This is a genomic window from Thioalkalivibrio sp. (assembly GCF_041685615.1).
Taxonomy (GTDB): Bacteria; Pseudomonadota; Gammaproteobacteria; order Ectothiorhodospirales; family Ectothiorhodospiraceae; genus Thioalkalivibrio.
On sequence record NZ_JAWLFK010000005.1, the window covers coordinates 29,013 to 52,052 of the forward strand.

General features: G+C 63.9%; 20 protein-coding genes and 4 tRNA genes. 23 read left to right on the forward strand and 1 reads right to left on the reverse strand.

Features of this window, described 5'->3' with window-relative positions:
- Positions 1-87: 87 nt before the first annotated feature.
- Positions 88-1,806 (reverse strand): type IV-A pilus assembly ATPase PilB, encoded by a 1,719-nt coding sequence (pilB, locus tag ACESLR_RS01790; RefSeq protein WP_373024097.1) that lies wholly within the window; start codon positions 1,804-1,806, stop codon positions 88-90.
- A gap of 216 nt (positions 1,807-2,022) precedes the next feature.
- Here pilB and ACESLR_RS01795 point away from each other — a divergent pair.
- From ACESLR_RS01795 to rpsS, 23 genes are all read left to right on the forward strand, one after another.
- Positions 2,023-2,107 (forward strand) — tRNA-Tyr (locus tag ACESLR_RS01795).
- A 56-nt stretch (positions 2,108-2,163) separates the two neighbouring features.
- Positions 2,164-2,237 (forward strand) — tRNA-Gly (locus ACESLR_RS01800).
- A gap of 49 nt (positions 2,238-2,286) precedes the next feature.
- Positions 2,287-2,362 (forward strand) — tRNA-Thr (locus ACESLR_RS01805).
- A 66-nt stretch (positions 2,363-2,428) separates the two neighbouring features.
- Positions 2,429-3,619 (forward strand): elongation factor Tu, encoded by a 1,191-nt coding sequence (tuf, locus tag ACESLR_RS01810; RefSeq protein WP_018158434.1) that lies wholly within the window; start codon positions 2,429-2,431, stop codon positions 3,617-3,619.
- Positions 3,620-3,705: 86 nt separating this feature from the next.
- Positions 3,706-3,781, forward strand: a tRNA-Trp gene (locus ACESLR_RS01815).
- A 37-nt stretch (positions 3,782-3,818) separates the two neighbouring features.
- Positions 3,819-4,184 (forward strand): preprotein translocase subunit SecE, encoded by a 366-nt coding sequence (secE, locus tag ACESLR_RS01820; RefSeq protein ID WP_373024098.1) that lies wholly within the window; start codon positions 3,819-3,821, stop codon positions 4,182-4,184.
- Between the two features lie 18 nt (positions 4,185-4,202).
- Entirely contained in the window at positions 4,203-4,736 is a 534-nt protein-coding gene (gene nusG / locus ACESLR_RS01825; protein ID WP_017940468.1) for a transcription termination/antitermination protein NusG, read from the forward strand.
- Between the two features lie 65 nt (positions 4,737-4,801).
- Positions 4,802-5,233 (forward strand): 50S ribosomal protein L11, encoded by a 432-nt coding sequence (rplK, locus tag ACESLR_RS01830; RefSeq protein WP_373024099.1) that lies wholly within the window; start codon positions 4,802-4,804, stop codon positions 5,231-5,233.
- Position 5,234: 1 nt separating this feature from the next.
- Positions 5,235-5,930 carry a 50S ribosomal protein L1 gene (gene rplA / locus ACESLR_RS01835; RefSeq protein WP_373024100.1) on the forward strand — a complete coding sequence of 232 codons (696 nt, stop codon included), beginning with the start codon at positions 5,235-5,237 and terminating at the stop codon, positions 5,928-5,930.
- A 212-nt stretch (positions 5,931-6,142) separates the two neighbouring features.
- The gene (rplJ, locus tag ACESLR_RS01840; RefSeq protein WP_373024125.1) at positions 6,143-6,664 is read left to right on the forward strand and encodes a 50S ribosomal protein L10; all 522 of its coding nucleotides are present in this window, start codon (positions 6,143-6,145) and stop codon (positions 6,662-6,664) included.
- A gap of 69 nt (positions 6,665-6,733) precedes the next feature.
- Positions 6,734-7,114: a 50S ribosomal protein L7/L12 gene (gene rplL, locus ACESLR_RS01845; protein WP_024326053.1), complete on the forward strand. Its 381-nt coding sequence runs from the start codon at positions 6,734-6,736 to the stop codon at positions 7,112-7,114.
- A gap of 131 nt (positions 7,115-7,245) precedes the next feature.
- Positions 7,246-11,325 (forward strand): DNA-directed RNA polymerase subunit beta, encoded by a 4,080-nt coding sequence (rpoB, locus tag ACESLR_RS01850; protein ID WP_373024101.1) that lies wholly within the window; start codon positions 7,246-7,248, stop codon positions 11,323-11,325.
- 70 nt (positions 11,326-11,395) lie between these two features.
- Complete coding sequence (gene rpoC, locus ACESLR_RS01855; protein WP_373024102.1) at positions 11,396-15,616, forward strand: DNA-directed RNA polymerase subunit beta'; 4,221 nt, start codon at positions 11,396-11,398, stop codon at positions 15,614-15,616.
- Positions 15,617-15,724: 108 nt separating this feature from the next.
- Positions 15,725-16,102, forward strand: a complete 378-nt coding sequence (gene rpsL, locus ACESLR_RS01860; RefSeq protein WP_017940461.1) for a 30S ribosomal protein S12 — start codon at positions 15,725-15,727, stop codon at positions 16,100-16,102.
- 26 nt (positions 16,103-16,128) lie between these two features.
- The gene (rpsG, locus tag ACESLR_RS01865) at positions 16,129-16,596 is read left to right on the forward strand and encodes a 30S ribosomal protein S7 (RefSeq protein ID WP_018175517.1); all 468 of its coding nucleotides are present in this window, start codon (positions 16,129-16,131) and stop codon (positions 16,594-16,596) included.
- A gap of 21 nt (positions 16,597-16,617) precedes the next feature.
- Positions 16,618-18,714: an elongation factor G gene (fusA, locus tag ACESLR_RS01870; protein ID WP_373024103.1), complete on the forward strand. Its 2,097-nt coding sequence runs from the start codon at positions 16,618-16,620 to the stop codon at positions 18,712-18,714.
- Positions 18,715-18,758: 44 nt separating this feature from the next.
- On the forward strand, positions 18,759-19,949 hold the full coding sequence (gene tuf, locus ACESLR_RS01875) for an elongation factor Tu (RefSeq protein WP_018158434.1): 1,191 nt from the start codon (positions 18,759-18,761) through the stop codon (positions 19,947-19,949).
- A 5-nt stretch (positions 19,950-19,954) separates the two neighbouring features.
- The gene (gene rpsJ / locus ACESLR_RS01880) at positions 19,955-20,266 is read left to right on the forward strand and encodes a 30S ribosomal protein S10 (RefSeq protein WP_012983533.1); all 312 of its coding nucleotides are present in this window, start codon (positions 19,955-19,957) and stop codon (positions 20,264-20,266) included.
- Between the two features lie 110 nt (positions 20,267-20,376).
- On the forward strand, positions 20,377-21,021 hold the full coding sequence (rplC, locus tag ACESLR_RS01885) for a 50S ribosomal protein L3 (RefSeq protein WP_373024104.1): 645 nt from the start codon (positions 20,377-20,379) through the stop codon (positions 21,019-21,021).
- 4 nt (positions 21,022-21,025) lie between these two features.
- Positions 21,026-21,631 (forward strand): 50S ribosomal protein L4, encoded by a 606-nt coding sequence (gene rplD / locus ACESLR_RS01890; protein WP_373024105.1) that lies wholly within the window; start codon positions 21,026-21,028, stop codon positions 21,629-21,631.
- Positions 21,628-21,924, forward strand: coding sequence for a 50S ribosomal protein L23 (rplW, locus tag ACESLR_RS01895; protein WP_017941073.1), 297 nt, complete (start codon positions 21,628-21,630; stop codon positions 21,922-21,924). Before rplD ends, rplW begins: the two co-directional genes overlap by 4 nt.
- 2 nt (positions 21,925-21,926) lie before the next feature.
- Positions 21,927-22,748, forward strand: a complete 822-nt coding sequence (gene rplB / locus ACESLR_RS01900; RefSeq protein WP_373024106.1) for a 50S ribosomal protein L2 — start codon at positions 21,927-21,929, stop codon at positions 22,746-22,748.
- Between the two features lie 12 nt (positions 22,749-22,760).
- Positions 22,761-23,033 carry a 30S ribosomal protein S19 gene (gene rpsS / locus ACESLR_RS01905; RefSeq protein ID WP_018139876.1) on the forward strand — a complete coding sequence of 91 codons (273 nt, stop codon included), beginning with the start codon at positions 22,761-22,763 and terminating at the stop codon, positions 23,031-23,033.
- The last annotated feature ends 7 nt before the right edge of the window (positions 23,034-23,040 follow it).

Sequence of the window (23,040 nt, forward strand, 5' to 3'; positions counted from 1 at the left end):
TTGTTCAGTCCTTCCCAGGTGTAGATCGTCCCGGAGTCGGCCATCCCCCTGTCCCCCTGTAGCTGGTGACCCGTGCCCCTTGCGGCACTAGTCCTTGGTCACGCGATTGACTTCCTCGAGGCTGGTCAGCCCCCCCATTACCTTCACCAGGCCGGCGCGTCGCAGGTCCTCGATCCCTTCCTTTTGCGCCTGTTCCGCGAGCTGCATGGAGTTGTAGCCCTCCAGGATGCCGCGCTGCATCTCCTCGCTGATCGGCATCACCTGGTAGATCCCCAGGCGGCCCTTGTAGCCGTTGGTGCACTGGTCGCAGCCCACCGCGCGGTAGGCGTTCACCCCGGCCTGGATGTCGGCGTCGGTGAAGCCTTCCTTGCGCAGCACTTCTTCCGGGAGCTTTTCCGGTTCCTTGCAGTTCGGGCACAGCCGCCGCGCCAGGCGCTGGGCGATGATCAGCAGGATCGACGAGGCGATGTTGTATGGCGGCACGCCCATGTTCGCCAGGCGCGTCAGCGTCTGCGGCGCGTCGTTGGTATGCAGGGTCGACAGCACCAGGTGGCCGGTCTGGGCCGCCTTGATGGCGATCTCGGCGGTCTCCAGGTCACGGATTTCCCCGACCATGATCACGTCTGGATCCTGGCGCAGGAACGCGCGCAGGGCGCTGGCGAAGGTCAGGCCAACCTTGGGGTTGATGTTGACCTGGTTGACCCCCTCCATGTTGATTTCGGACGGGTCCTCGGCGGTCGAGATGTTGCGGTCGGCGGTGTTCAGGATGCCGAGCCCGGTGTAGAGGGAGACGGTCTTGCCGGAACCGGTCGGACCGGTGACCAGGATCATCCCGTAGGGTCGGCTGAGCGCCCGCAGGTAGGCCTCTTTCTGGTGCTCCTCGTAGCCCAGCTGGTCGATCCCCATGGAGGCGCTGCTGGGGTCGAGGATACGCATCACGATCTTCTCGCCGTACAGCGTCGGCAGGGACGAGACACGGAAGTCGATCGCGCGGGTGCGCGACAGCTTCAGCTTGATGCGCCCGTCCTGCGGTACACGGCGCTCGGCGATGTCCATGCGCGACATCACCTTGACGCGCGCAGTGATGCGCGGCGCCAGCGAATTCGGCGGGTGGGCAACCTCGTGCAGCACGCCGTCGATGCGGAAGCGCACGCGAAAGTCCTTCTCGAAGGGTTCGAGGTGGATGTCCGATGCCTTGCGATTGATCGCGTCCATCAGCAGCTTGTTGACGAAGCGCACCACCGGGGCGTCGTCCGCGCCCTCGGCGGTATCCGTGGCGTCCTTCTCGTCGTCGCCCCCCGACTCGATGGCCAGGCTGTCCAGCCCGTCATCGCCAAGGTCGTCCATCAGCGAGGAGGCGGCGCTCAGGGCGCTGTCGATCAGCCGGTCGAGCTTGTGCGGCTCGACCAGGACGGCCTCCACCGGCATCCCGGTGGCAAACTTGAATTCGTCGGTGGCGCCGAGATTGGTCGGATCGGAGACGGCGATGTAGAGCCGGTTGCCCCGCGCCATCAGCGGCAGGGCGTGGTGTTTCTGGATCAGCTTCTCGTTGAGATGGTCCTTGGGCAGCAGCTCGGGCTCGAAGCTGCCGAGATCGAAGACCGGCAGCCCGAATTCCTCGGCAGCTGCCTCCACCAGGCGTGCCTCGGTGACCTGACCTTTGGTCGCCAGCAGCGTCATCAGGGGGGTCTGCTGCGCCTGCGCTTCCTCGACCAACTGGGACGCAATGTCCTCCGCGATCAGCCCGGCCTCGACCAGGCGCTTCGCCAGCCCGGGTAGCCGCGGTGCCGTAGTGGTGTTCGCCATGGGCCTCTGCGTGTACAAACCTGTGATGGGCCACACTGTACGTGCGTCCGCGGCGGAAGGGAAACGCGGTGGCGGACACCGGGCGCACCCTGCTTGGCCCCCGATCATAGGAAGCAACCCTGCGAAAGACAAGGCTGTGGTGGTTCCGGCAACTGCGGTGTGGCGGAGTGCTTGACGCTGTGCTTCGCGCTGGTTCAGAATACGCGGCTTGATTGAGGAGGGATACCCAAGCGGTCAACGGGGGCAGACTGTAAATCTGCTGGCTCAGCCTTCGGAGGTTCGAATCCTCCTCCCTCCACCATCAAGTTTTCAAACCAGCGGCCAGTAGCGGGCGGTGGTTCGGCAAGTCAGGGTTCTGCGGGTGTAGTTCAATGGTAGAACCTCAGCCTTCCAAGCTGATGATGTGGGTTCGATTCCCATCACCCGCTCCAGTTCTGGTCTGGTCGATACCAGGCCGGGCGAGGCCCTGACAGTAGTTTGGCTCATGTAGCTCAGTCGGTAGAGCACTTCCTTGGTAAGGAAGAGGTCACCGGTTCGAATCCGGTCATGAGCTCCATATTAACGTCAGCGTACAACCTGCGTCGCTGTTGAGTTTTGGCGTCACGATCCGGGGAAGCGAGAAATGTCCAAGGAAAAGTTCGAGCGTAAGAAGCCGCATGTAAATGTGGGGACGATTGGTCATGTGGACCATGGTAAAACGACGCTGACGGCGGCGATGACGGCGGTGCTGGGCAAGAAGTACGGCAGCGAGGCCCGCGCGTTTGACCAGATCGACAATGCGCCGGAAGAGAAGGCGCGCGGGATCACGATTGCGACCGCGCACGTCGAGTACGAGTCCGACACGCGTCACTATGCGCACGTCGACTGCCCTGGTCACGCGGACTATGTGAAGAACATGATCACGGGTGCGGCGCAGATGGATGGGGCGATCCTGGTGGTGTCGGCAGCCGACGGCCCGATGCCGCAGACCCGCGAGCACATCCTGCTGGCGCGTCAGGTGGGTGTCCCGTACATCGTGGTGTTCCTGAACAAGGCCGACATGGTCGATGATCCGGAGCTGCTCGAGCTGGTCGAGATGGAAGTTCGTGACCTGCTGTCCTCCTACGATTTCCCGGGGGACGACACTCCGGTGGTCACCGGATCCGCGCTGAAGGCGCTGGAAGGTGACGAGAGTGAAGTGGGCGCCCCGGCGATCTACAAGCTGGTCGAGGCGATGGACAGCTGGATTCCGGAGCCGGAGCGCGCGGTGGACGGTGCGTTCCTGATGCCGGTGGAAGATGTGTTCTCGATCTCCGGTCGCGGCACCGTGGTGACCGGTCGTGTCGAGCGTGGCGTGGTGAAGGTTGGCGAGGAAATCGAGATCGTCGGCATTCGCGACACGCAGAAGACCACGGTCACCGGTGTCGAGATGTTCCGGAAGCTGCTGGACCAGGGCGAGGCGGGCGACAACGTCGGCATCCTGCTGCGCGGCACCAAGCGGGACGACGTGCAGCGTGGTCAGGTGCTGTGCAAGCCGGGCTCGATCACCCCGCACACCCACTTCGAGGCCGAGGTGTACATCCTGGGCAAGGAAGAGGGCGGTCGTCACACGCCGTTCTTCAACGGGTATCGTCCGCAGTTCTACTTCCGCACGACCGACGTGACGGGTTCGGTGGAGCTGCCGGAGGGCACCGAGATGGTGATGCCGGGCGACAACGTCAAGATGACGGTGTCCCTGATCAATCCGATCGCGATGGAAGACGGTCTGCGCTTTGCGATCCGCGAAGGCGGCCGCACCGTGGGCGCCGGCGTCGTCTCCAAGATCATCGAGTGATACAGTAGACAAGTTGACAGATCGATCGCGAGAGGCGGCGCCGGGTGCGTCGTCTCTCGCGTTTGTTTCTTGTCGATTCGATTTCTAGGCCAGTAGCTCAATTGGCAGAGCAGCGGTCTCCAAAACCGCAGGTTGGGGGTTCGAGTCCCTCCTGGCCTGCCATCTTCCGGATGGCGGCAGCACCGGGTGATACATATTCATGAGTGAACAATCGGAACAGACCGGCGTGCTTGACACCGTCAAGCTCGCGGTGGCCGTGGCCCTGCTGGTGGCCGGCGTCATGGGCTTCTATTGGTTCCAGGACGAATCCACTCTGATTCGTGTCCTCGGGTTGCTCGCCGTCGTTGGGGTTGCCATCGGGATCGCGATGACGACCGCCAAGGGCAGCCAGCTCGCCGGCTTCATGGGCAACGCGCGCACCGAGGTGCGCAAGATGGTGTGGCCCACCCGCGTAGAGACGACCCAGACCACGCTGATCGTCATTGCCGTCGTGATCCTGGTGGGGATCATGCTCTGGCTCCTGGACATGTTCCTGGGCTGGGGCATCAGTCGGTTCATCGGATAAGCATCAGGATTCTCGACCATGGCATTACGCTGGTACGTCGTACAGGCATTCTCGGGTTTCGAGGCGCAGGTGAAGCGGTCCCTGGAGGAGCGCATCGAGCGCTTCGGCATGCAGGACCACTTTGGCGAGATCCTTGTGCCCACCGAGGAGGTCGTCGAGATGAAGGACGGCCAGAAGCGCAAGAGCGAACGCAAGTTCTTCCCCGGCTACGTGCTGGTGCAGATGGACCTGAACGACGAGGCCTGGCACCTGGTCAAGGCCGTTCCGCGTGTGCTCGGCTTCATCGGCGGGACCGCCGATCGTCCCGCCCCGATCAGTGACAAGGAGGCCGATGCGATCCTGCAGCGCATGCAGGAAGGGGCCGAGAAGCCGCGCCCGAAGGTGCTGTTCGAGGTGGGCGAGATGGTTCGCGTGATCGACGGGCCGTTCAACGACTTCAACGGCGTGGTCGAAGAGGTCAACTACGACAAGAGCCGCCTGCTGGTGGCGGTCCAGATTTTCGGTCGCTCGACGCCGGTGGAACTCGAGTTCCATCAAGTCGAGAAAACCTGAGACGCGTAAGCGTCGTTACCTGCTGATCGGGGAGCCGCGAGGCGTTCGCACCCGAGGGAGTTCTCATGGCAAAGAAAATCGAAGCGTATATCAAGCTTCAGGTTCCGGCCGGGAAGGCCAACCCGAGCCCGCCCGTGGGCCCGGCGCTCGGCCAGCGCGGCGTGAACATCATGGAGTTCTGCAAGGCGTTCAACGCCCAGACCCAGGAAATGGAGCCCGGCCTGCCGATCCCGGTGGTTATCACCGTGTACGCGGACCGCAGCTTCACGTTCATCACCAAGACGCCGCCGGCCGCCATCCTGCTGAAGAAGGCGGCGGGCATCCAGTCCGGTTCCGGTCAGCCGAATACCAACAAGGTCGGGACTGTCACGCGTGCTCAGCTCGAAGAGATCGCGAAGACCAAAGAACCGGACTTGACCGCGGGCGATCTCGACGCGGCCGTCCGCACCATTGCCGGTAGTGCCCGCAGCATGGGCCTTGAAGTGGAGGGTCTCTGACATGGCGAAACTTTCCAAGCGTATGCAGGCCATCCGCGAGAAGGTCGAGCCGGGTCGCCTGTACCCGGTGGCCGAGGCCTTCGATCTCCTGCGTGACCTGCCCAAGGCGAAGTTCCGCGAGTCGGTCGACGTCGCCGTGAACCTCGGCGTCGATCCGCGCAAGTCCGACCAGGTCGTACGGGGTTCCACCGTGCTGCCGCACGGCAACGGCAAGACCGTCCGCGTCGCCGTGTTCACCCAGGGTGCCAACGCCGACGCCGCGAAGGAAGCGGGTGCCGATGTCGTCGGCATGGATGACCTCGCGGAACAGGTGAAGGCCGGCCAGATGGACTTCGACGTGGTCATCGCCTCCCCGGATGCGATGCGCGTGGTCGGCCAGCTGGGCCAGATCCTCGGCCCGCGTGGCCTGATGCCGAATCCCAAGGTTGGCACGGTGACGCCGGATGTGGCCACGGCGGTGACCAACGCCAAGGGCGGCCAGGTGCGCTACCGGACCGACAAGGGCGGGATCGTGCACTGCACAATCGGCGCGGCCGACTTCGAGACGAATTCGCTCACCGACAACCTGAATGCCCTGCTGGCCGATCTGGTCAAGATGAAGCCGGCGACCTCCAAGGGTCAGTACGTCAAGGCCGTGGTGGTCTCGACCACCATGGGCCCGGGCGTGAAGGTGGATCAGGGCTCGCTGAGCCTGTAAGCAAGAACAACGGTTTTTGGTCGGCTGTCGCGCAAGCGGCACGCCATCCAAGACCGCAGGCGCCGGGCTTCCGTCCCGGCTTAATACGCCAGCCTGCGCAGATGGTGTCACCCGATTCAGGAAGTACCTGCGACGGGAGCACCGCAGTACCGGGTTCGCCCGGTTTCACGATCACCTCCGGGTGGTCTTACTAGAGGAGAGTCAACGTGGCTTTGAATCTCGATGACAAGAAGGTGATTGTCTCGGAACTGGCTACGGTTGCTGCCTCGGCACATTCCGCGGTCGCCGCGGAATATCGGGGTCTCTCGGTAGCGCAGATGACCGACCTGCGTCGGCAGGCACGGTCCTCCGGTGTCTATCTGCGAGTGGTGAAGAACAACCTTGCCAAGCGTGCGATCGAGGGCACGGATTTCGCGTGCATGCAGCCCGAACTGCATGGCCCGCTGATCCTGGCCTTCAGTGAGGAGGAGCCCAGCTCCGCGGCACGTCTGGTGAAGGACTTCGCCAAGGATAACGATCAGCTGAAAGTCCGGCTGGTGTCCTTTGGTGGGCAGCTCATGGGCGCGAACGATCTCGATCGCCTCGCGAGCCTGCCGACACGTGAAGAGGCGCTTGCGCAGCTTCTCGCCACCATGAAGGCACCGCTCGACAAGTTCGCCCGTACGGTGAACGAGGTCCCCGGCAAGCTGGTGCGTACCGTTGCAGCAATCCGTGACCAGAAACAGGCAGCCTGAACCTTTGCAAGCCTTTTTCTGCAGCAAGTACTGAATGAATTCGGGCTCGACCCGTTAGGAGAGTAAGAAATGGCCGTTTCGAAAGAAGATATCCTGGAAGCCATCGGCAACATGACGGTCCTGGAGATTGTGGACCTGATTAGCGAGATGGAAGAGAAGTTCGGCGTGTCCGCCGCGGCCGCCGTTGCCGCCGCCCCGGCCGCTGGCGGTGGTGGCGAAGCCGCCGCCGAAGAAGCCAAGGACGAGTTCGACGTTGTGATGTCCAGCTTCGGCGAGAACAAGGTCGGTGTCATCAAGGTTGTTCGCGGCCTGACCGGTCTCGGTCTGAAGGAAGCCAAGGAAATGGTCGAAGGCGTCCCGGCGACCGTGAAGGAAGGCGCGCCGAAGGACGAGGCCGAGAAGATGAAGACGGAGCTGGAAGAAGCGGGCGCCACCGTCGAACTGAAGTAAGAAGGCGCTTGCGCCTGTTGTTTTCGTGTACATCACGAAGCCCTGAGGCTGGCGGCCGTTTGGTCGTCAGCCTCAGCCCGTGGTGGCGCGGGTTTTGTTCCGCGTTGTTCAGCTAGCCTCCGAGGTAAGCCATGGCCCTCAGTTATACCGAAAAGAAACGTATCCGCAAGGACTTCGGGAAGCGTCCCCAGATCCTCGACGTCCCGTACCTGCTTGAAACCCAGTTGACCTCCTATCGGGATTTCCTGCAGGCGGACCACGCGCCGGACGGGCGCGATTCCCTTGGCCTGCATGCAGCGTTTCAGTCGGTATTCCCTATCGTCAGTTATTCCGGTCATGTCCAGCTCGAGTACGTGAGCTACCGTCTGGGCGAACCGATGTTTGACGTGAAGGAATGCCAGATCCGTGGCGTGACCTACGCGGCACCGCTGCGCGTGCTGCTGCGCCTGGTGATCCACGACAAGGAAGCCCCGGCGGGTTCCGTCGTGGTCAAGGAGGTCAAGGAGCAGGAGGTCTACATGGGCGAGATGCCGCTCATGACCGACAACGGAACCTTCGTGATCAACGGCACCGAACGCGTGATCGTGTCGCAGCTGCACCGCTCGCCGGGCGTGTTCTTCGACAGCGACAAGGGCAAGACCCAGGGCAGCGCGCAGAAGCTGCTCTACAACGCACGCATCATTCCGTACCGTGGTTCCTGGCTGGACTTCGAGTTCGATGCCAAGGACGGGGTCTACGTGCGCATCGACCGTCGCCGCAAGCTGCCGGCGTCGATCCTGCTGCGTGCACTGGGCATGGATACCGAAGAGATCCTGGCCACCTTCTTCGACTTCAACCAACTCACGCTCGACGAAGACGGCGGCGAGCTGGACCTGATCCCCGAACGCATGCGCGGCGAGACCGCCGTGGTCGACATCACCGATGGTGACAAGGTCATTGTCGAGGCCGGCCGCCGCATCACGCCGCGACACATCCGGGAGATCGAGAAGGCCGGCATCAACACCCTGCGGGTGCCGGACGAATACCTGGTGGGCCGCGTGCTGGCCAAGGGCGTGGTGGACGAGTCCACCGGCGAGCTGATCGCCACGGCCAACGATGCCCTGACCCAGGAGCTCCTGGACAAGCTGCGCGCCGAGGGTGTGAAGACCCTCCAGACGATCTACACCAACGACTACGACCACGGGCCGTACATGTCGGACACCCTGCGTCTGGATCCGACCAAGACGCAGCTCGAGGCCCAGGTCGAGATTTACCGGGTCATGCGTCCCGGCGAGCCGCCGACCAAGGATGCCGCGGAGAACCTGTTCTCGAACCTGTTCTTCTCCGAGGATCGCTACGACCTCTCGGCCGTCGGCCGCATGAAGTTCAACCGCCGCGTCGGTCGCGATACCGACGAGGGCGATGGCGTGCTGTCGCCGGAGGATATCCTGGATGTCCTGAAGGTGCTGATCGACCTGCGTAACGGCAACGGCCGCACCGACGACATCGACCATCTGGGCAACCGCCGTATCCGTAGCGTGGGCGAGATGGCGGAGAACCAGTTCCGGCTAGGCCTGGTGCGCGTGGAGCGCGCCGTGAAGGAGCGCCTGACCGTCGCCGAGAGCGAAGGCCTGATGCCGCAGGAGCTGATCAACGCGAAGCCGGTGGCCGCCGCGGTCAAGGAGTTCTTCGGGTCCAGCCAGCTGTCGCAGTTCATGGATCAGAACAACCCGCTGTCCGAGGTGACCCACAAGCGCCGGATCTCGGCCCTGGGGCCGGGTGGCCTGACCCGCGAACGCGCCGGTTTCGAGGTGCGCGACGTGCACCCGACGCACTACGGCCGCGTGTGTCCGATCGAGACCCCGGAAGGCCCGAACATCGGCCTGATCAACTCGCTGGCAGTGTACGCCCGCACCAATCGCTACGGCTTCCTGGAAACGCCGTACCGCAAGGTCGAGGACGGCAAGGTCACCGAGGAGATCGTCTACCTGTCCGCGATCGAGGAAAGCCAGTACGTGATCGCCCAGGCGAACGCGGCGATGGACGAGGAGGGTCGTCTGAGCGACGACCTCGTGTCCTGCCGTCACCAGGAAGAGTTCACGATCTCGACCCCGGACAAGATCCAGTACATGGATATCTCGCCGAAACAGATCGTGTCGGTTGCGGCCGCGCTGTTGCCGTTCCTGGAGCATGACGATGCGAACCGCGCGCTGATGGGCGCGAACATGCAGCGTCAGGCCGTGCCGTGCCTGCGGGCCGACAAGCCGCTGGTGGGGACGGGTATCGAACGCGCCGTCGCCATCGACTCCGGCTCCGCGATCGTCGCCAAGCGCGGCGGGACCGTGGACTCTGTCGACGCGGGGCGTGTCGTGGTGCGCGTGAACGACGACGAGACCGTCGCCGGCGAGCCGGGTGTGGATATCTACAACCTGACCAAGTACTCGCGTTCCAACCAGAACACCTCCATCAACCAGCGTCCGCTGGTCGCGGTGGGCGACGAGATCGCCCGCGGTGACGCCATCGCGGACGGCTCGTCCACCGACATGGGCGAGCTGGCGCTGGGTCAGAACATGATGGTCGCGTTCATGCCGTGGAATGGCTACAACTTCGAGGACTCGATCCTGATCTCGGAGCGCGTGGTGCAGGAGGACCGCTACACCACGATCCACATCGAGGAGCTCAACTGTGTCGCCCGTGACACCAAGCTGGGCCAGGAAGAGATCACCGCGGACATCCCGAACGTCTCCGAGTCGCTGCTGAACAAGCTGGACGAGTCCGGCGTGGTCTATGTCGGTGCCGAGGTGAACCCGGGCGACATCCTGGTCGGCAAGGTCACGCCCAAGGGCGAGACTCAGCTGACCCCGGAAGAGAAGCTCCTGAGGGCGATCTTTGGCGAGAAGGCCTCGGACGTGAAGGACACCTCCCTGCGCGTGCCATCCGGCATCGAGGGGACGGTGATCGATGTGCGCGTGTTCACCCGCGACGGTGTCGAGAAGGATGCCCGCGCGAAATCGATCGAGGCCGACGATCTCGCCGCGGTGCAGAAGGACCTGAAGGACCAGCTGCGCATCTACGAGGACGATATCTACGCTCGCGTCGAGAAGCTGCTGGTGAACAAGACCGCTGCCGGGGGGCCGGATGGCCTGGGTGACGGATCCAAGGTCACGAAGAAGTACCTGCAGGGCCTGTCGCGCGACAAGTGGTTCGAGGTGCGTCTGCAGGACGACGCGGTCAACAGCCAGCTGGAGGACCTGGGTCGCCAGATCAAGGACCAGCACGAGGCGTTCGAGAAGAAGTTCGAGCACCAGAAGGCCAAGCTGGCCGCGGGCGATGACCTGCCGCCGGGCGTGCAGAAGATGGTCAAGGTCTACGTGGCCGTGAAGCGCCGCCTGCAGCCGGGCGACAAGATGGCCGGCCGCCACGGGAACAAGGGCGTGATCTCGATGATCGTGCCGGAGGAGGATATGCCGTTCCTCGAGGACGGCACCCCGGTCGATGTCGTCCTGAACCCGCTCGGCGTGCCCTCGCGCATGAACGTCGGGCAGGTGCTGGAGGTTCACCTCGGGTGGGCCGCGAAGGGTCTGGGCGACAAGATCAACCGCATGCTCGAGGTGCAGGCGGAGATCGCCAAGCTGCGCGAGTTCCTCGACAAGATCTACAACCACCGCGAGCGCAAGGTGGACCTCGACTCCATGTCGGATGCCGAGATCATCACCCTGTGCCGGAACCTGCGCGGCGGCGTGCCGATGGCGACGCCGGTGTTCGACGGCGCCGAGGAGGCCGAGATCAAGGAGATGCTGCGTCTGGCGGACCTGCCCGAGACGGGGCAGGCCCAGCTGTACGACGGGCGCACCGGGGACGGCTTCGACCGCCCGGTCACCGTGGGCTATATGCACATGTTGAAGCTGAACCACCTGGTCGACGACAAGATGCATGCGCGGTCCACCGGCCCGTACTCGCTGGTCACCCAGCAGCCGCTGGGCGGCAAGGCGCAGTTCGGCGGTCAGCGCTTCGGCGAAATGGAGGTCTGGGCACTGGAGGCCTACGGCGCGGCCTACACCCTGCAGGAAATGCTGACGGTGAAGGCGGACGACGTGCAGGGCCGTAACAAGATGTACAAGAACATCGTTGACGGTGAGCACCACATGGAGGCCAACGTCCCCGAGTCGTTCAACGTGCTCATGAAGGAGATCAAGGCGCTCGGTATCAATATCGAGCTCGAGCAGGACTGATCTTCTCCGATCCGAATGTGATCCGACGGGGCGTGCGCGCCCCTCGAAACCAAGTTTGTGAGGCAAGCGAATGAAAGACCTCCTGAATCTGTTCAAGCAGCAGACCCAGCCGGAAGAATTCGATGCGATCCGCATCGGTCTGGCGTCCCCGGACCAGATCCGTTCCTGGTCCTTTGGCGAGGTGAAGAAGCCGGAGACGATCAACTACCGGACCTTCAAGCCGGAGCGTGACGGCCTGTTCTGCGCCAAGATCTTCGGGCCGGTGAAGGACTACGAGTGCCTGTGCGGCAAGTACAAGCGCCTGAAGCACCGCGGCGTAGTGTGCGAGAAGTGCGGCGTCGAAGTGACCCAGACCAAGGTGCGCCGCGAGCGCATGGGACACATCGACCTGGCCTCTCCGGTCGCACACATCTGGTACCTGAAGAGCCTGCCGTCCCGCATCGGCCTGCTGCTCGACATGACGCTGAAGGATATCGAGAAGGTCCTGTACTTCGAGTCCTTCATCGTGACCGATCCCGGCTTCACGACGCTGGAGAAGCGCCAGCTCCTGACCGACGAGGAATACCTCGAGGCGATGGAAGAGCATGGTGACGACTTCACCGCGCTGATGGGCGCGGAGGCCGTGCTGAGCCTGCTCAAGGAGATGGATCTGCAGGCCGAGGCCGCCAAGCTGCGGCAGGAACTCGCCGAGACCGGGTCCGAGACGAAGATCAAGCGGTTCGGCAAGCGCTTGAAGCTGGTCGAGTCCTTCCTCGATTCCGGGAACAAGCCGGAGTGGATGATCATGAAGGTCCTGCCGGTGCTGCCGCCGGACCTGCGTCCGCTGGTGCCGCTGGACGGCGGCCGTTTCGCGACCTCCGACCTGAACGACCTGTACCGCCGGGTGATCAACCGCAACAACCGCCTGCGTCGCCTGCTGGAGCTGAACGCCCCGGACATTATCGTGCGCAACGAAAAGCGCATGCTGCAGGAGTCCGTGGACGCGTTGCTGGACAACGGCCGCCGCGGCCGTGCGATCACCGGCACCAACAAGCGCCCGCTGAAGTCCCTGGCCGACATGATCAAGGGCAAGCAGGGGCGCTTCCGCCAGAATCTGCTGGGCAAGCGCGTCGACTACTCCGGTCGCTCCGTGATCGTGGTGGGCCCGACCCTGCGCTTGCACCAGTGTGGCCTGCCCAAGCGCATGGCGCTGGAGCTGTTCAAGCCGTTCATCTTCGGCAAGCTGCAGCGCCGCGGCCTGGCCACCACCATCAAGGCCGCAAAGAAGGCGGTCGAAAAGGAAGGTCCCGAGGTCTGGGACATCCTGGAGGAGGTGATCCGCGAGCACCCGGTCATGCTGAACCGCGCCCCGACGCTGCACCGTCTGGGCATCCAGGCCTTTGAGCCGGTGCTCATCGAGGGCAAGGCTATCCAGCTGCATCCGCTGGTCTGCGCGGCGTTTAACGCCGACTTCGACGGCGACCAGATGGCCGTACACGTGCCGCTGTCACTGGAGGCCCAGCTGGAGGCGCGCACGTTGATGCTGTCCTCCAACAACGTGCTGTCCCCGGCAAACGGCGAGCCGATCATCGTGCCGTCGCAGGATATCGTCCTGGGCCTGTACTACCTCTCGCGCGAGAAGGTGAACGCCAAGGGCGAGGGCATGACCTTCTCCGACGTGGACGAGGTCCACCGCGCCTACGAACACAAGCAGGTCGACCTGCACGCGCGCATCACCGTGCGTATCGGCGACACCATGGCCGAGGTCGGCGAGGGCGAGGCCCTGCCGACCATGCGCGTGGAGACGACGGTGGGGCGGGCGATCCTGTCCCGAATCATGCCCAAGGGCCTGCCGTTCGAACTGATCGACCGTGAACTAAACAAGAAGGCCATCTCCGGGTTGATCAACCAGTGCTATCGCCGCCTGGGTCTAAAGGACACGGTGGTGTTCGCGGACCAGCTGATGTACGCGGGCTTCTACTACTCCACCCGCGCCGGCGTGTCGTTCTGCGCCGACGACATGGTGATTCCCGACGAGAAGCACCCGATCCTGCAGGGCGCCGAGGACCAGGTGAAGGAGATCGAGGACCAGTACGCCTCCGGTCTCGTCACCAAGGGCGAGCGCTACAACAAGGTCGTGGACATCTGGTCGCACTGCAATGACCAGGTCGCCAAGGCGATGATGGAGCGCCTCGGCAAGGAGCAGGTCACGAACAAGGACGGCGAGACGGTCGAGCAGAACTCGTTCAACTCGATCTTCATGATGGCCGACTCCGGCGCGCGTGGCTCTGCCGCCCAGATCCGTCAGCTGGCCGGCATGCGCGGCCTGATGGCGAAGCCGGACGGGTCCATCATCGAGACGCCGATCACCGCGAACTTCCGCGAGGGTCTGAACGTTCTGCAGTACTTCATCTCGACCCACGGCGCCCGCAAGGGCCTGGCCGATACCGCGCTGAAGACCGCGAACTCGGGCTACCTGACCCGCCGTCTGGTGGATGTTTCCCAGGACGTGGTGGTCACCGAGCCGGACTGCGGTACCGAACAGGGTCTGCTGATGAAGCCGATCATCGAGGGCGGTGACGTCGTCGAGCCGCTGCGTGATCGCGTGCTCGGACGCACCACTGCGGTGGACGTCTTCCGTCCGGGTACCGACGAGATCCTGATCCCCGCTGGTACCCTGCTGGACGAGGCCATGGTTGAAAGCCTGGACGCCGCGTCGGTGGACGAGGTGCTGGTGCGTTCCGCGATCACCTGCGAGACCCGTCAGGGCATCTGCGCCAAGTGCTACGGGCGCGACCTCGCCCGTGGCCACGAGGTCAATGCCGGGGAGGCCGTGGGCGTCATCGCCGCGCAGTCGATCGGCGAGCCGGGCACCCAGCTGACCATGCGCACCTTCCACATCGGCGGGGCCGCGAGCCGTGCCGTGACGGTCAGCGCGATCCAGGTGAAGAACTCGGGTTCCGCCCGCCTGCATAACCTGAAAACGGTCACCAACAAGGCCGGCAACCTGGTCGCGGTCTCGCGTTCCGGGGAGCTGGGTGTGATCGATGACCAGGGGCGCGAGCGCGAGCGCTACAAGATCCCCTACGGAGCGACCATCACCGTCCATGACGGTGATACCGTCGAGGCCGGGCAGGAGGTCGCGACCTGGGATCCGCATACCCATCCGATCGTCACCGAGGTGGCCGGTAACATCCGTCTGGCGGACTTCGTCGAGAATGTCACCGTCACCAAGGAGACCGACGAGTTCACCGGGTTGTCCTCGAACGTGGTGCTGGATCCCAAGAGCCGTTCCACGGCCGGCAAGGACTTGCGCCCGACCGTCAAGCTTCTGGACGACGACGGCAACGAGGTGTACATCCCGGGTACCGACATGCCCGCGCAGTACATGCTGCCGGCGAACGCGATCTTCAACCTGGAGGACAACGCCCGGGTCGAGGTCGGCGACGTCATCGCCCGCCTCCCGCAGGAGTCTTCGAAGACCCGCGACATTACCGGTGGTCTGCCGCGTGTGGCGGACCTCTTCGAAGCGCGGCGCCCGAAGGAGCCGGCGGTCCTGGCCGAGATTTCCGGTACCGTGTCGTTCGGCAAGGAAACCAAGGGCAAGCAGCGCCTGGTCATCACCCCGGACAAGGGCGACGCGGTCGAAATGCTCATCCCGAAGCTGCGGACCGTGAACGTGTTCGAGGGGGAACGCGTCGAACGTGGCGAGGTCGTGGTCGACGGCGAGCTGGATCCGCACGACATCCTGCGTCTGCGGGGGGTCACCACCCTGGCGGAATACCAGGTCCAGGAGATCCAGGACGTGTATCGCCTGCAGGGTGTGAAGATCAACGACAAGCACATCGAGGTGATCGTTCGCCAGATGATGCGCAAGGTGAACATCGTGGACCCGGGCGACACCCGATTCCTCGGCGGGGACCAGGTGGACCGCACGCGTGTCCTGGAGGAAAACGAGCAGCTGGGCGCCGATCAGCAGCCGGCCACCTACGAACGCGTGCTCCTGGGCATCACCAAGGCCTCGCTGGTCACGGAGTCGTTCATCTCGGCCGCGTCCTTCCAGGAAACCACGCGGGTACTAACCGAGGCCTCCACCCGCGGGGCCCGCGACGACCTGCGCGGCCTGAAGGAGAACGTGATTGTCGGGCGCCTGATCCCTGCGGGGACGGGGCTTGCCTATCACAAGGAGCGCCGTCGCAAGCGTGCCCTGGAAATGCCCGAGTTCGAGGCGGTCGAGGAGGCACAGGCGGTTCCCGCCGAGTCCGAACCGGCCACCACCGATCCGGGTAACACCGAAGACGGGTCCGAGTGACCCGTCCCACCTTGACACTCATGGGGGCTGCGATTAGAATTCCGCTCCCTCGACAGGCCGGTCTCGGCGCCGGCCTGTCGTTATTTTTAGGCTAGGAGAAAGGGTTTCATGGCCACGATCAACCAGTTGGTACGCAAGCCCCGCAAGCGCCCCGTCGAAAAGAGCGATGTGCCGGCGCTGCAGGGTTCCCCGCAGAAGCGCGGGGTCTGCACCCGTGTCTACACGACCACCCCGAAGAAGCCGAACTCGGCGCTGCGCAAGGTTGCGCGCGTGCGGCTGACTAACGGCTACGAAGTTAGTAGCTACATCGGTGGGGAAGGCCACAATCTCCAGGAACACTCCGTGGTCCTGATCCGTGGCGGCCGTGTAAAGGACCTCCCGGGTGTTCGCTACCACACGGTGCGCGGCAGCCTGGACACCCAGGGCGTGCAGAAGCGCGCCCAGGGCCGGTCCAAGTACGGCACCAAGCGACCCAAGAAATCCTAACCGTGATCCAGTCCGGGAACTGAAACATGTCTAGAAGAGCAGCTGCCCCCAAGCGTCACATCCTCCCCGACCCGAAGTTCGGAAGCGAGCGCCTGGCCAAGTTCATTAATACGGTCATGCGCGACGGCAAGAAGTCCGTCGCCGAGCAGGTCGTGTACGGCGCCCTGGACCAGATCGAGTCCAAGCAGGGCGACGGGATGGGCGCGCTGGAGCGAGCCCTCGACAACATCCGTCCGCGTGTCGAGGTCAAGTCTCGCCGTGTGGGCGGTGCGACCTACCAGGTTCCGGTGGAAGTGCGCTCCGTGCGCCAGGACGCGCTGGCCATGCGTTGGGTGGTCGAGGCTGCCCGCAAGCGCGGCGAGCGCACCATGGCCCTGAAGCTGGCCGGCGAACTGATGGACGCCGCCGACAGCAAGGGTTCGGCCGTCAAAAAGCGCGAAGACACTCACCGCATGGCGGAAGCGAACAAGGCGTTCGCTCATTTCCGCTGGTAAATCTGTTTAGAGAGGCTCACCGTGGCACGCAAGACTCCACTTAAGCGCTACCGGAACATCGGGATCAGCGCGCACATCGACGCCGGCAAGACGACGACGACCGAGCGCATCCTGTTTTACACCGGCCTGTCGCACAAGATCGGCGAGGTGCATGACGGTGCGGCCGTGATGGACTGGATGGAGCAGGAGCAGGAACGCGGGATCACGATCACCTCCGCGGCGACTACCAGCTTTTGGTCCGGAATGGCCAAGCAGTTCGACGAGCACCGGGTGAATATCATCGATACCCCCGGGCACGTGGACTTTACCATCGAGGTGGAGCGGTCCATGCGCGTGCTGGATGGCGCGGTCATGGTGTACTGCGCGGTGGGCGGCGTGCAGCCGCAGTCCGAGACCGTGTGGCGCCAGGCGACCAAGTACGCGGTGCCGCGGATGGCGTTTGTCAACAAGATGGACCGGGCCGGCGCGGATTTCCTGCGCGTTTACGAGCAGATGAAGCAGCGCCTGCAGGCGAATCCGGTTCCGATCCAGCTGCCGATCGGAGCCGAGGACCGGTTCCAGGGCGTGATCGATCTGGTCAAAATGCAGGCGATCTACTGGGACGAGGACAACTTCGGTATCTCCTTCGAATACAAGGATATCCCGGACGAACTCAAGGCCGAGGCTGACAAGTGGCGCGAGAACATGCTCGAGGCCGCGGCCGAAGCCAATGAAGAGCTGATGGACAAGTACCTGAACGAGGGCACGCTCAGCGAGGACGAGGTCAAGTCCGCGCTGCGCCATCGCACCATCGAGCTCGAAATCGTGCCGATGCTGGCTGGCTCTGCGTTCAAGAACAAGGGCGTCCAGGCAATGCTGGATGCCGTTGTCGAGTACCTGCCCTCGCCGGAAGAGGTCAAGGCCATCAAGGGCGTGAAGGCCGGGACAGAAGAGCCGGTCGAAAAGCATGCCTCGGATGACGAGCCGTTCGCCGCGCTGGCGTTCAAGATTATGACCGACCCCTACGTGGGTTCCCTGACCTTCGTGCGCGTCTATTCCGGCGTGCTGTCGGCGGGTGACTCGGTGCTCAACACCCAGAACAACCGCCGCGAGCGCATCGGGCGAATCCTGCAGATGCACTCCAACTCCCGCGAGGAGATCAAGGAACTGCGCGCCGGCGACATCGGCGCCGTAGTAGGCCTGAAGGATCTGTATACCGGGAGCACACTGTGTGACCCGAACCATCCGGTCGAGCTGGAGCGCATGGAATTCCCCGACCCGGTGATCTCGATCGCGGTCGAGCCGAAGACCAAGACGGACCAGGAAAAGATGGGGGTCGCACTGAACAAGCTGGCGCAGGAAGACCCGTCCTTCCGGGTGCATACCGACGAAGAGTCCGGCCAGACAATTATCTCCGGGATGGGCGAGCTGCACCTCGAGGTGCTGGTCGACCGCATGAAGCGTGAGTTCAAGGTCGAGGCCAACGTGGGGCAGCCGCAGGTTGCCTACCGGGAGACCATTCGCAAGACGGTCGAGCAGGAAGGCAAGTTCGTCCGGCAGTCGGGCGGCCGCGGTCAGTACGGTCACGTCTGGATTCGCATCGAGCCGCTGGAACCCGGCGAAGGCTACAAGTTCGAGAACGCCATCGTCGGCGGCGTGGTCCCGAAGGACTACATCCCTGCCGTCTCCAAGGGGATCGAGGAGCAGATGGGCAACGGGGTGCTGGCCGGGTATCCGGTCGAGGACGTCAAGGTCACCCTGTTCGACGGGTCCTACCATGACGTTGACTCGAACGAAATGGCGTTCAAGGTTGCCGGGTCGATGGCCTTCAAGGAGGGTGCGCTGAAGGCCGGCGCCGTCCTGCTCGAGCCGATGATGAAGGTCGAGGTGGAAACGCCCGAAGAGTACATGGGCGACGTGATGGGCGACCTCAATCGCCGTCGCGGCCTGGTCAAGGGCATGGAGGACGTGGCCGGCCAGAAGCTGCTGCGTGCCGAGGTGCCGCTGTCCGAGATGTTCGGCTACTCGACCCAGCTGCGCTCGATGAGCCAGGGTCGCGCGACCTACTCGATGGAATTCGAGAAGTACGCCGAGGCCCCCGCACAGATCGCCGAGGCGGTTGCCGCCAAGGCGTCCTGATCCCGAATTCGCGTTATTTGAAAGAACTGCAAGAGGTTTGAGCTGTGTCCAAGGAAAAGTTCGAGCGTAAGAAGCCGCATGTAAATGTGGGGACGATTGGTCATGTGGACCATGGTAAAACGACGCTGACGGCGGCGATGACGGCGGTGCTGGGCAAGAAGTACGGCAGCGAGGCCCGCGCGTTTGACCAGATCGACAATGCGCCGGAAGAGAAGGCGCGCGGGATCACGATTGCGACCGCGCACGTCGAGTACGAGTCCGACACGCGTCACTATGCGCACGTCGACTGCCCTGGTCACGCGGACTATGTGAAGAACATGATCACGGGTGCGGCGCAGATGGATGGGGCGATCCTGGTGGTGTCGGCAGCCGACGGCCCGATGCCGCAGACCCGCGAGCACATCCTGCTGGCGCGTCAGGTGGGTGTCCCGTACATCGTGGTGTTCCTGAACAAGGCCGACATGGTCGATGATCCGGAGCTGCTCGAGCTGGTCGAGATGGAAGTTCGTGACCTGCTGTCCTCCTACGATTTCCCGGGGGACGACACTCCGGTGGTCACCGGATCCGCGCTGAAGGCGCTGGAAGGTGACGAGAGTGAAGTGGGCGCCCCGGCGATCTACAAGCTGGTCGAGGCGATGGACAGCTGGATTCCGGAGCCGGAGCGCGCGGTGGACGGTGCGTTCCTGATGCCGGTGGAAGATGTGTTCTCGATCTCCGGTCGCGGCACCGTGGTGACCGGTCGTGTCGAGCGTGGCGTGGTGAAGGTTGGCGAGGAAATCGAGATCGTCGGCATTCGCGACACGCAGAAGACCACGGTCACCGGTGTCGAGATGTTCCGGAAGCTGCTGGACCAGGGCGAGGCGGGCGACAACGTCGGCATCCTGCTGCGCGGCACCAAGCGGGACGACGTGCAGCGTGGTCAGGTGCTGTGCAAGCCGGGCTCGATCACCCCGCACACCCACTTCGAGGCCGAGGTGTACATCCTGGGCAAGGAAGAGGGCGGTCGTCACACGCCGTTCTTCAACGGGTATCGTCCGCAGTTCTACTTCCGCACGACCGACGTGACGGGTTCGGTGGAGCTGCCGGAGGGCACCGAGATGGTGATGCCGGGCGACAACGTCAAGATGACGGTGTCCCTGATCAATCCGATCGCGATGGAAGACGGTCTGCGCTTTGCGATCCGCGAAGGCGGCCGCACCGTGGGCGCCGGCGTCGTCTCCAAGATTATTGAGTGAACCAGATGGCTAACCAGCGCATTCGAATTCGTCTGAAGGCCTTTGATCATCGGCTGATCGACCGCTCTGCGGCCGAGATCGTCGAGACCGCGAAGCGGACCGGTGCCCGGGTCAAGGGCCCGATCCCGCTGCCGACCAAGCGCGAATCGTACACGGTCCTGATCTCCCCGCACGTCAACAAGGACGCGCGCGACCAGTACGAGCTGCGCACGCACAAGCGACTGATGGATATCCTCGATCCGACCGACAAGACCGTGGATGCCCTGATGAAGCTGGATCTGGCTGCGGGCGTCAATGTTCAGATCAGGCTTAACTAACGTTAAATTTTCTGCCATACTATTGGGCTTTCCGTGGCCCGGCGGAATTTTCGCCGGGCCACGGCTTTAGGGCGCTTGTTCGCGCCGTCTGATACGGAAGGGGTTTTGTAATGGCTCTTGGACTCATCGGTCGCAAGCTCGGCATGTCGCGCGTCTTTACGGACGACGGCGTTTCCGTGCCGGTCACGGTGCTGCAGGTGGACAACAATCGCGTGGTCCAGATCAAGCGCACGGAAGGCGACGGCTACAACGCGGTCCAGGTGACGGCGGGCTCGCGCAAGCCGTCCCGGGTAAGCAAGCCGGAGGCCGGGCACTTCGCCGCGGCGTCTGTCGAGCCGGGCCGGGGTCTCTGGGAGTTCCGTGTCGACGCGTCCGACCTCGAAGGGCTCGCCGCCGGTGATGCCATCACCGTGGATCGCTTCGAGGAGGGCCAGATCGTCGACGTGACCGCGCAGAGCAAGGGCAAGGGCTTCCAGGGTGCCGTGAAGCGTCACAACTTCCGCACCCAGGACGCGACCCATGGCAACTCGCTGGCGCACCGCGCCCCGGGCTCCATCGGCCAGAACCAGAGTCCCGGTCGCGTGTTCAAGGGCAAGAAGATGGCCGGCCACATGGGCGCCGAGCGCAAGACCATCCAGAACCTCCGGGTGGTGCGCGTCGACGCCGATCGCAGTCTGGTCCTGGTTCAGGGTGCCGTGCCGGGCGCGCCGAGTTCCGACGTGATGATCCGTCCGGCCGTAAAGGCGAAGGGTTAAGACAATGCAAGTAACGACTGCCGATACCGGGGCCAGCGTCGAGCTGTCCGCCGTCTGCTTCGAGCGGGATTTCAACGAATCCCTGGTGCATCAGAGCGTGGTCGCTCAGCTCGCTGGCGCCCGTAGTGGCACCCGCGCCCAGAAGACGCGTGCCCAGGTCAGCGGTGGCGGCATCAAGCCGTTCCGCCAGAAGGGCACTGGCCGGGCGCGCGCCGGGACGATTCGTAGCCCGCTCTGGACGGGGGGTGGCAAGGTGTTTGCTGCCCGCACCCAGAACTTCTCGCAGAAGCTGAACAAGAAGATGTATCGCGCCGCGATGGCGTCGATCCTCTCCGAACTGCTGCGCCAGGACCGGCTGAAGGTCGTAGCCGGGTTCACCGTCGAGTCCGGCAAGACGCGGGACGGCGTGGCGAAACTGAAGGAGCTGGGGCTTGAGAGGGGTCTCGTGGTGCTGGCCGAGGAAGACGCGATGACCGGGCGCGCGCTGGGCAATGTCCCGCACGTCGAGGTGATCGACGTCAACGGCGTCAATCCCGCCAACCTGGTCGGGGCCGAGGCGGTCGTGATCACGGAAGGCGCCATCCGCAAGCTCGAGGAGTGGCTGGCATGAATTCGCGTCTGATGCAGATTATTCAGGGCCCGGTGGTTTCGGAAAAGTCGACCAACGCCGGAGAAGTGGGCCAGTACGTGTTCCGCGTGCTGCCGGACGCCGACAAGGCCGAAATCAAGGCCGCGATCGAGAAGCTGTTCGAGGTTCGGGTGCAGCAGGTGCGCACGCTGAACCAGCAGGGCAAGAACAAGCGCTTCGGGCGGCAGTTCGGTCGTCGCAACCACTGGAAGAAGGCCTATGTCGCCCTCGCCGAGGGCGAGAGCATCGACATGGGTGAAGGAGAACAGGTCTAGTCATGGCGATTATCAAGACCAATCCGACCTCGGCCGGGCGCCGCCACGCCGTTCAGATTCGTGGGGACGGCCTGCACAAGGGTGCACCGCACGCCGCGCTGGTGGAAAAGCAGACGCGATCCGGCGGGCGGAACAATGCCGGTCGTATCACGACCCGGCACGTGGGTGGTGGTCACAAGCAGCGCTATCGCCTCGTCGATTTCAAGCGCAACAAGGACAACGTTCCGGGCAAGGTCGAACGGCTGGAATACGATCCAAACCGGAGTGCCCATCTCGCGCTGGTACTGTACGCGGACGGGGAACGTCGGTACATTATTGCGCCTCGCGGCCTGAAGCAGGGCGACGCGGTGCACAGTGGCTCGCAGGCTCCGATCCGGATCGGCAACGCGATGCCGCTGCGGTCCATCCCGGTCGGTACGGTCATCCACTGCATCGAGATGAAGCCGGGCAAGGGCGCGCAAATGGCACGGTCGGCCGGTGCCTCGGCCCAGGTCGTGGCCCGCGAGGGTACCCACGCGACGATCCGTCTGCGCTCGGGCGAGATGCGCCGCATTCCGTCCGAATGCCGCGCTACGGTCGGCGAGGTGGGTCACACCGAGCACAGCCTGAAGAAGTTCGGGAAGGCCGGTGCCAAGCGCTGGATGGGCGTTCGCCCGACCGTGCGTGGTACCGCGATGAACCCGGTCGACCACCCGCATGGTGGTGGTGAAGGTCGCAACTTCGGGCGTCACCCGGTGACCCCGTGGGGCCGTCCGACCAAGGGTTACAAGACCCGCAACAACAAACGTACCGACGGCATGATCGTGCGTCGGCGCAAGAAGTAACGGAGTGCCAGCATGCCGCGTTCACTGAAAAAAGGCCCGTTCGTCGATCACCACCTCCGCAAGAAGGTGGAAGAGGCGCGCGAAAAGAACGATCGCCGGCCGATCAAGACTTGGTCGCGCCGCTCGATGATCATCCCGCAGATGGTGGGGCTCACCCTCGCGGTACATAACGGGCGTCAGCATGTTCCGGTGCTGGTCAACGAAAACATGGTCGGCCACAAGCTGGGCGAGTTTGCGTTGACGCGGACCTTCAAGGGTCACATCGCCAACAAGAAGTCGCGCTGAGGACGAA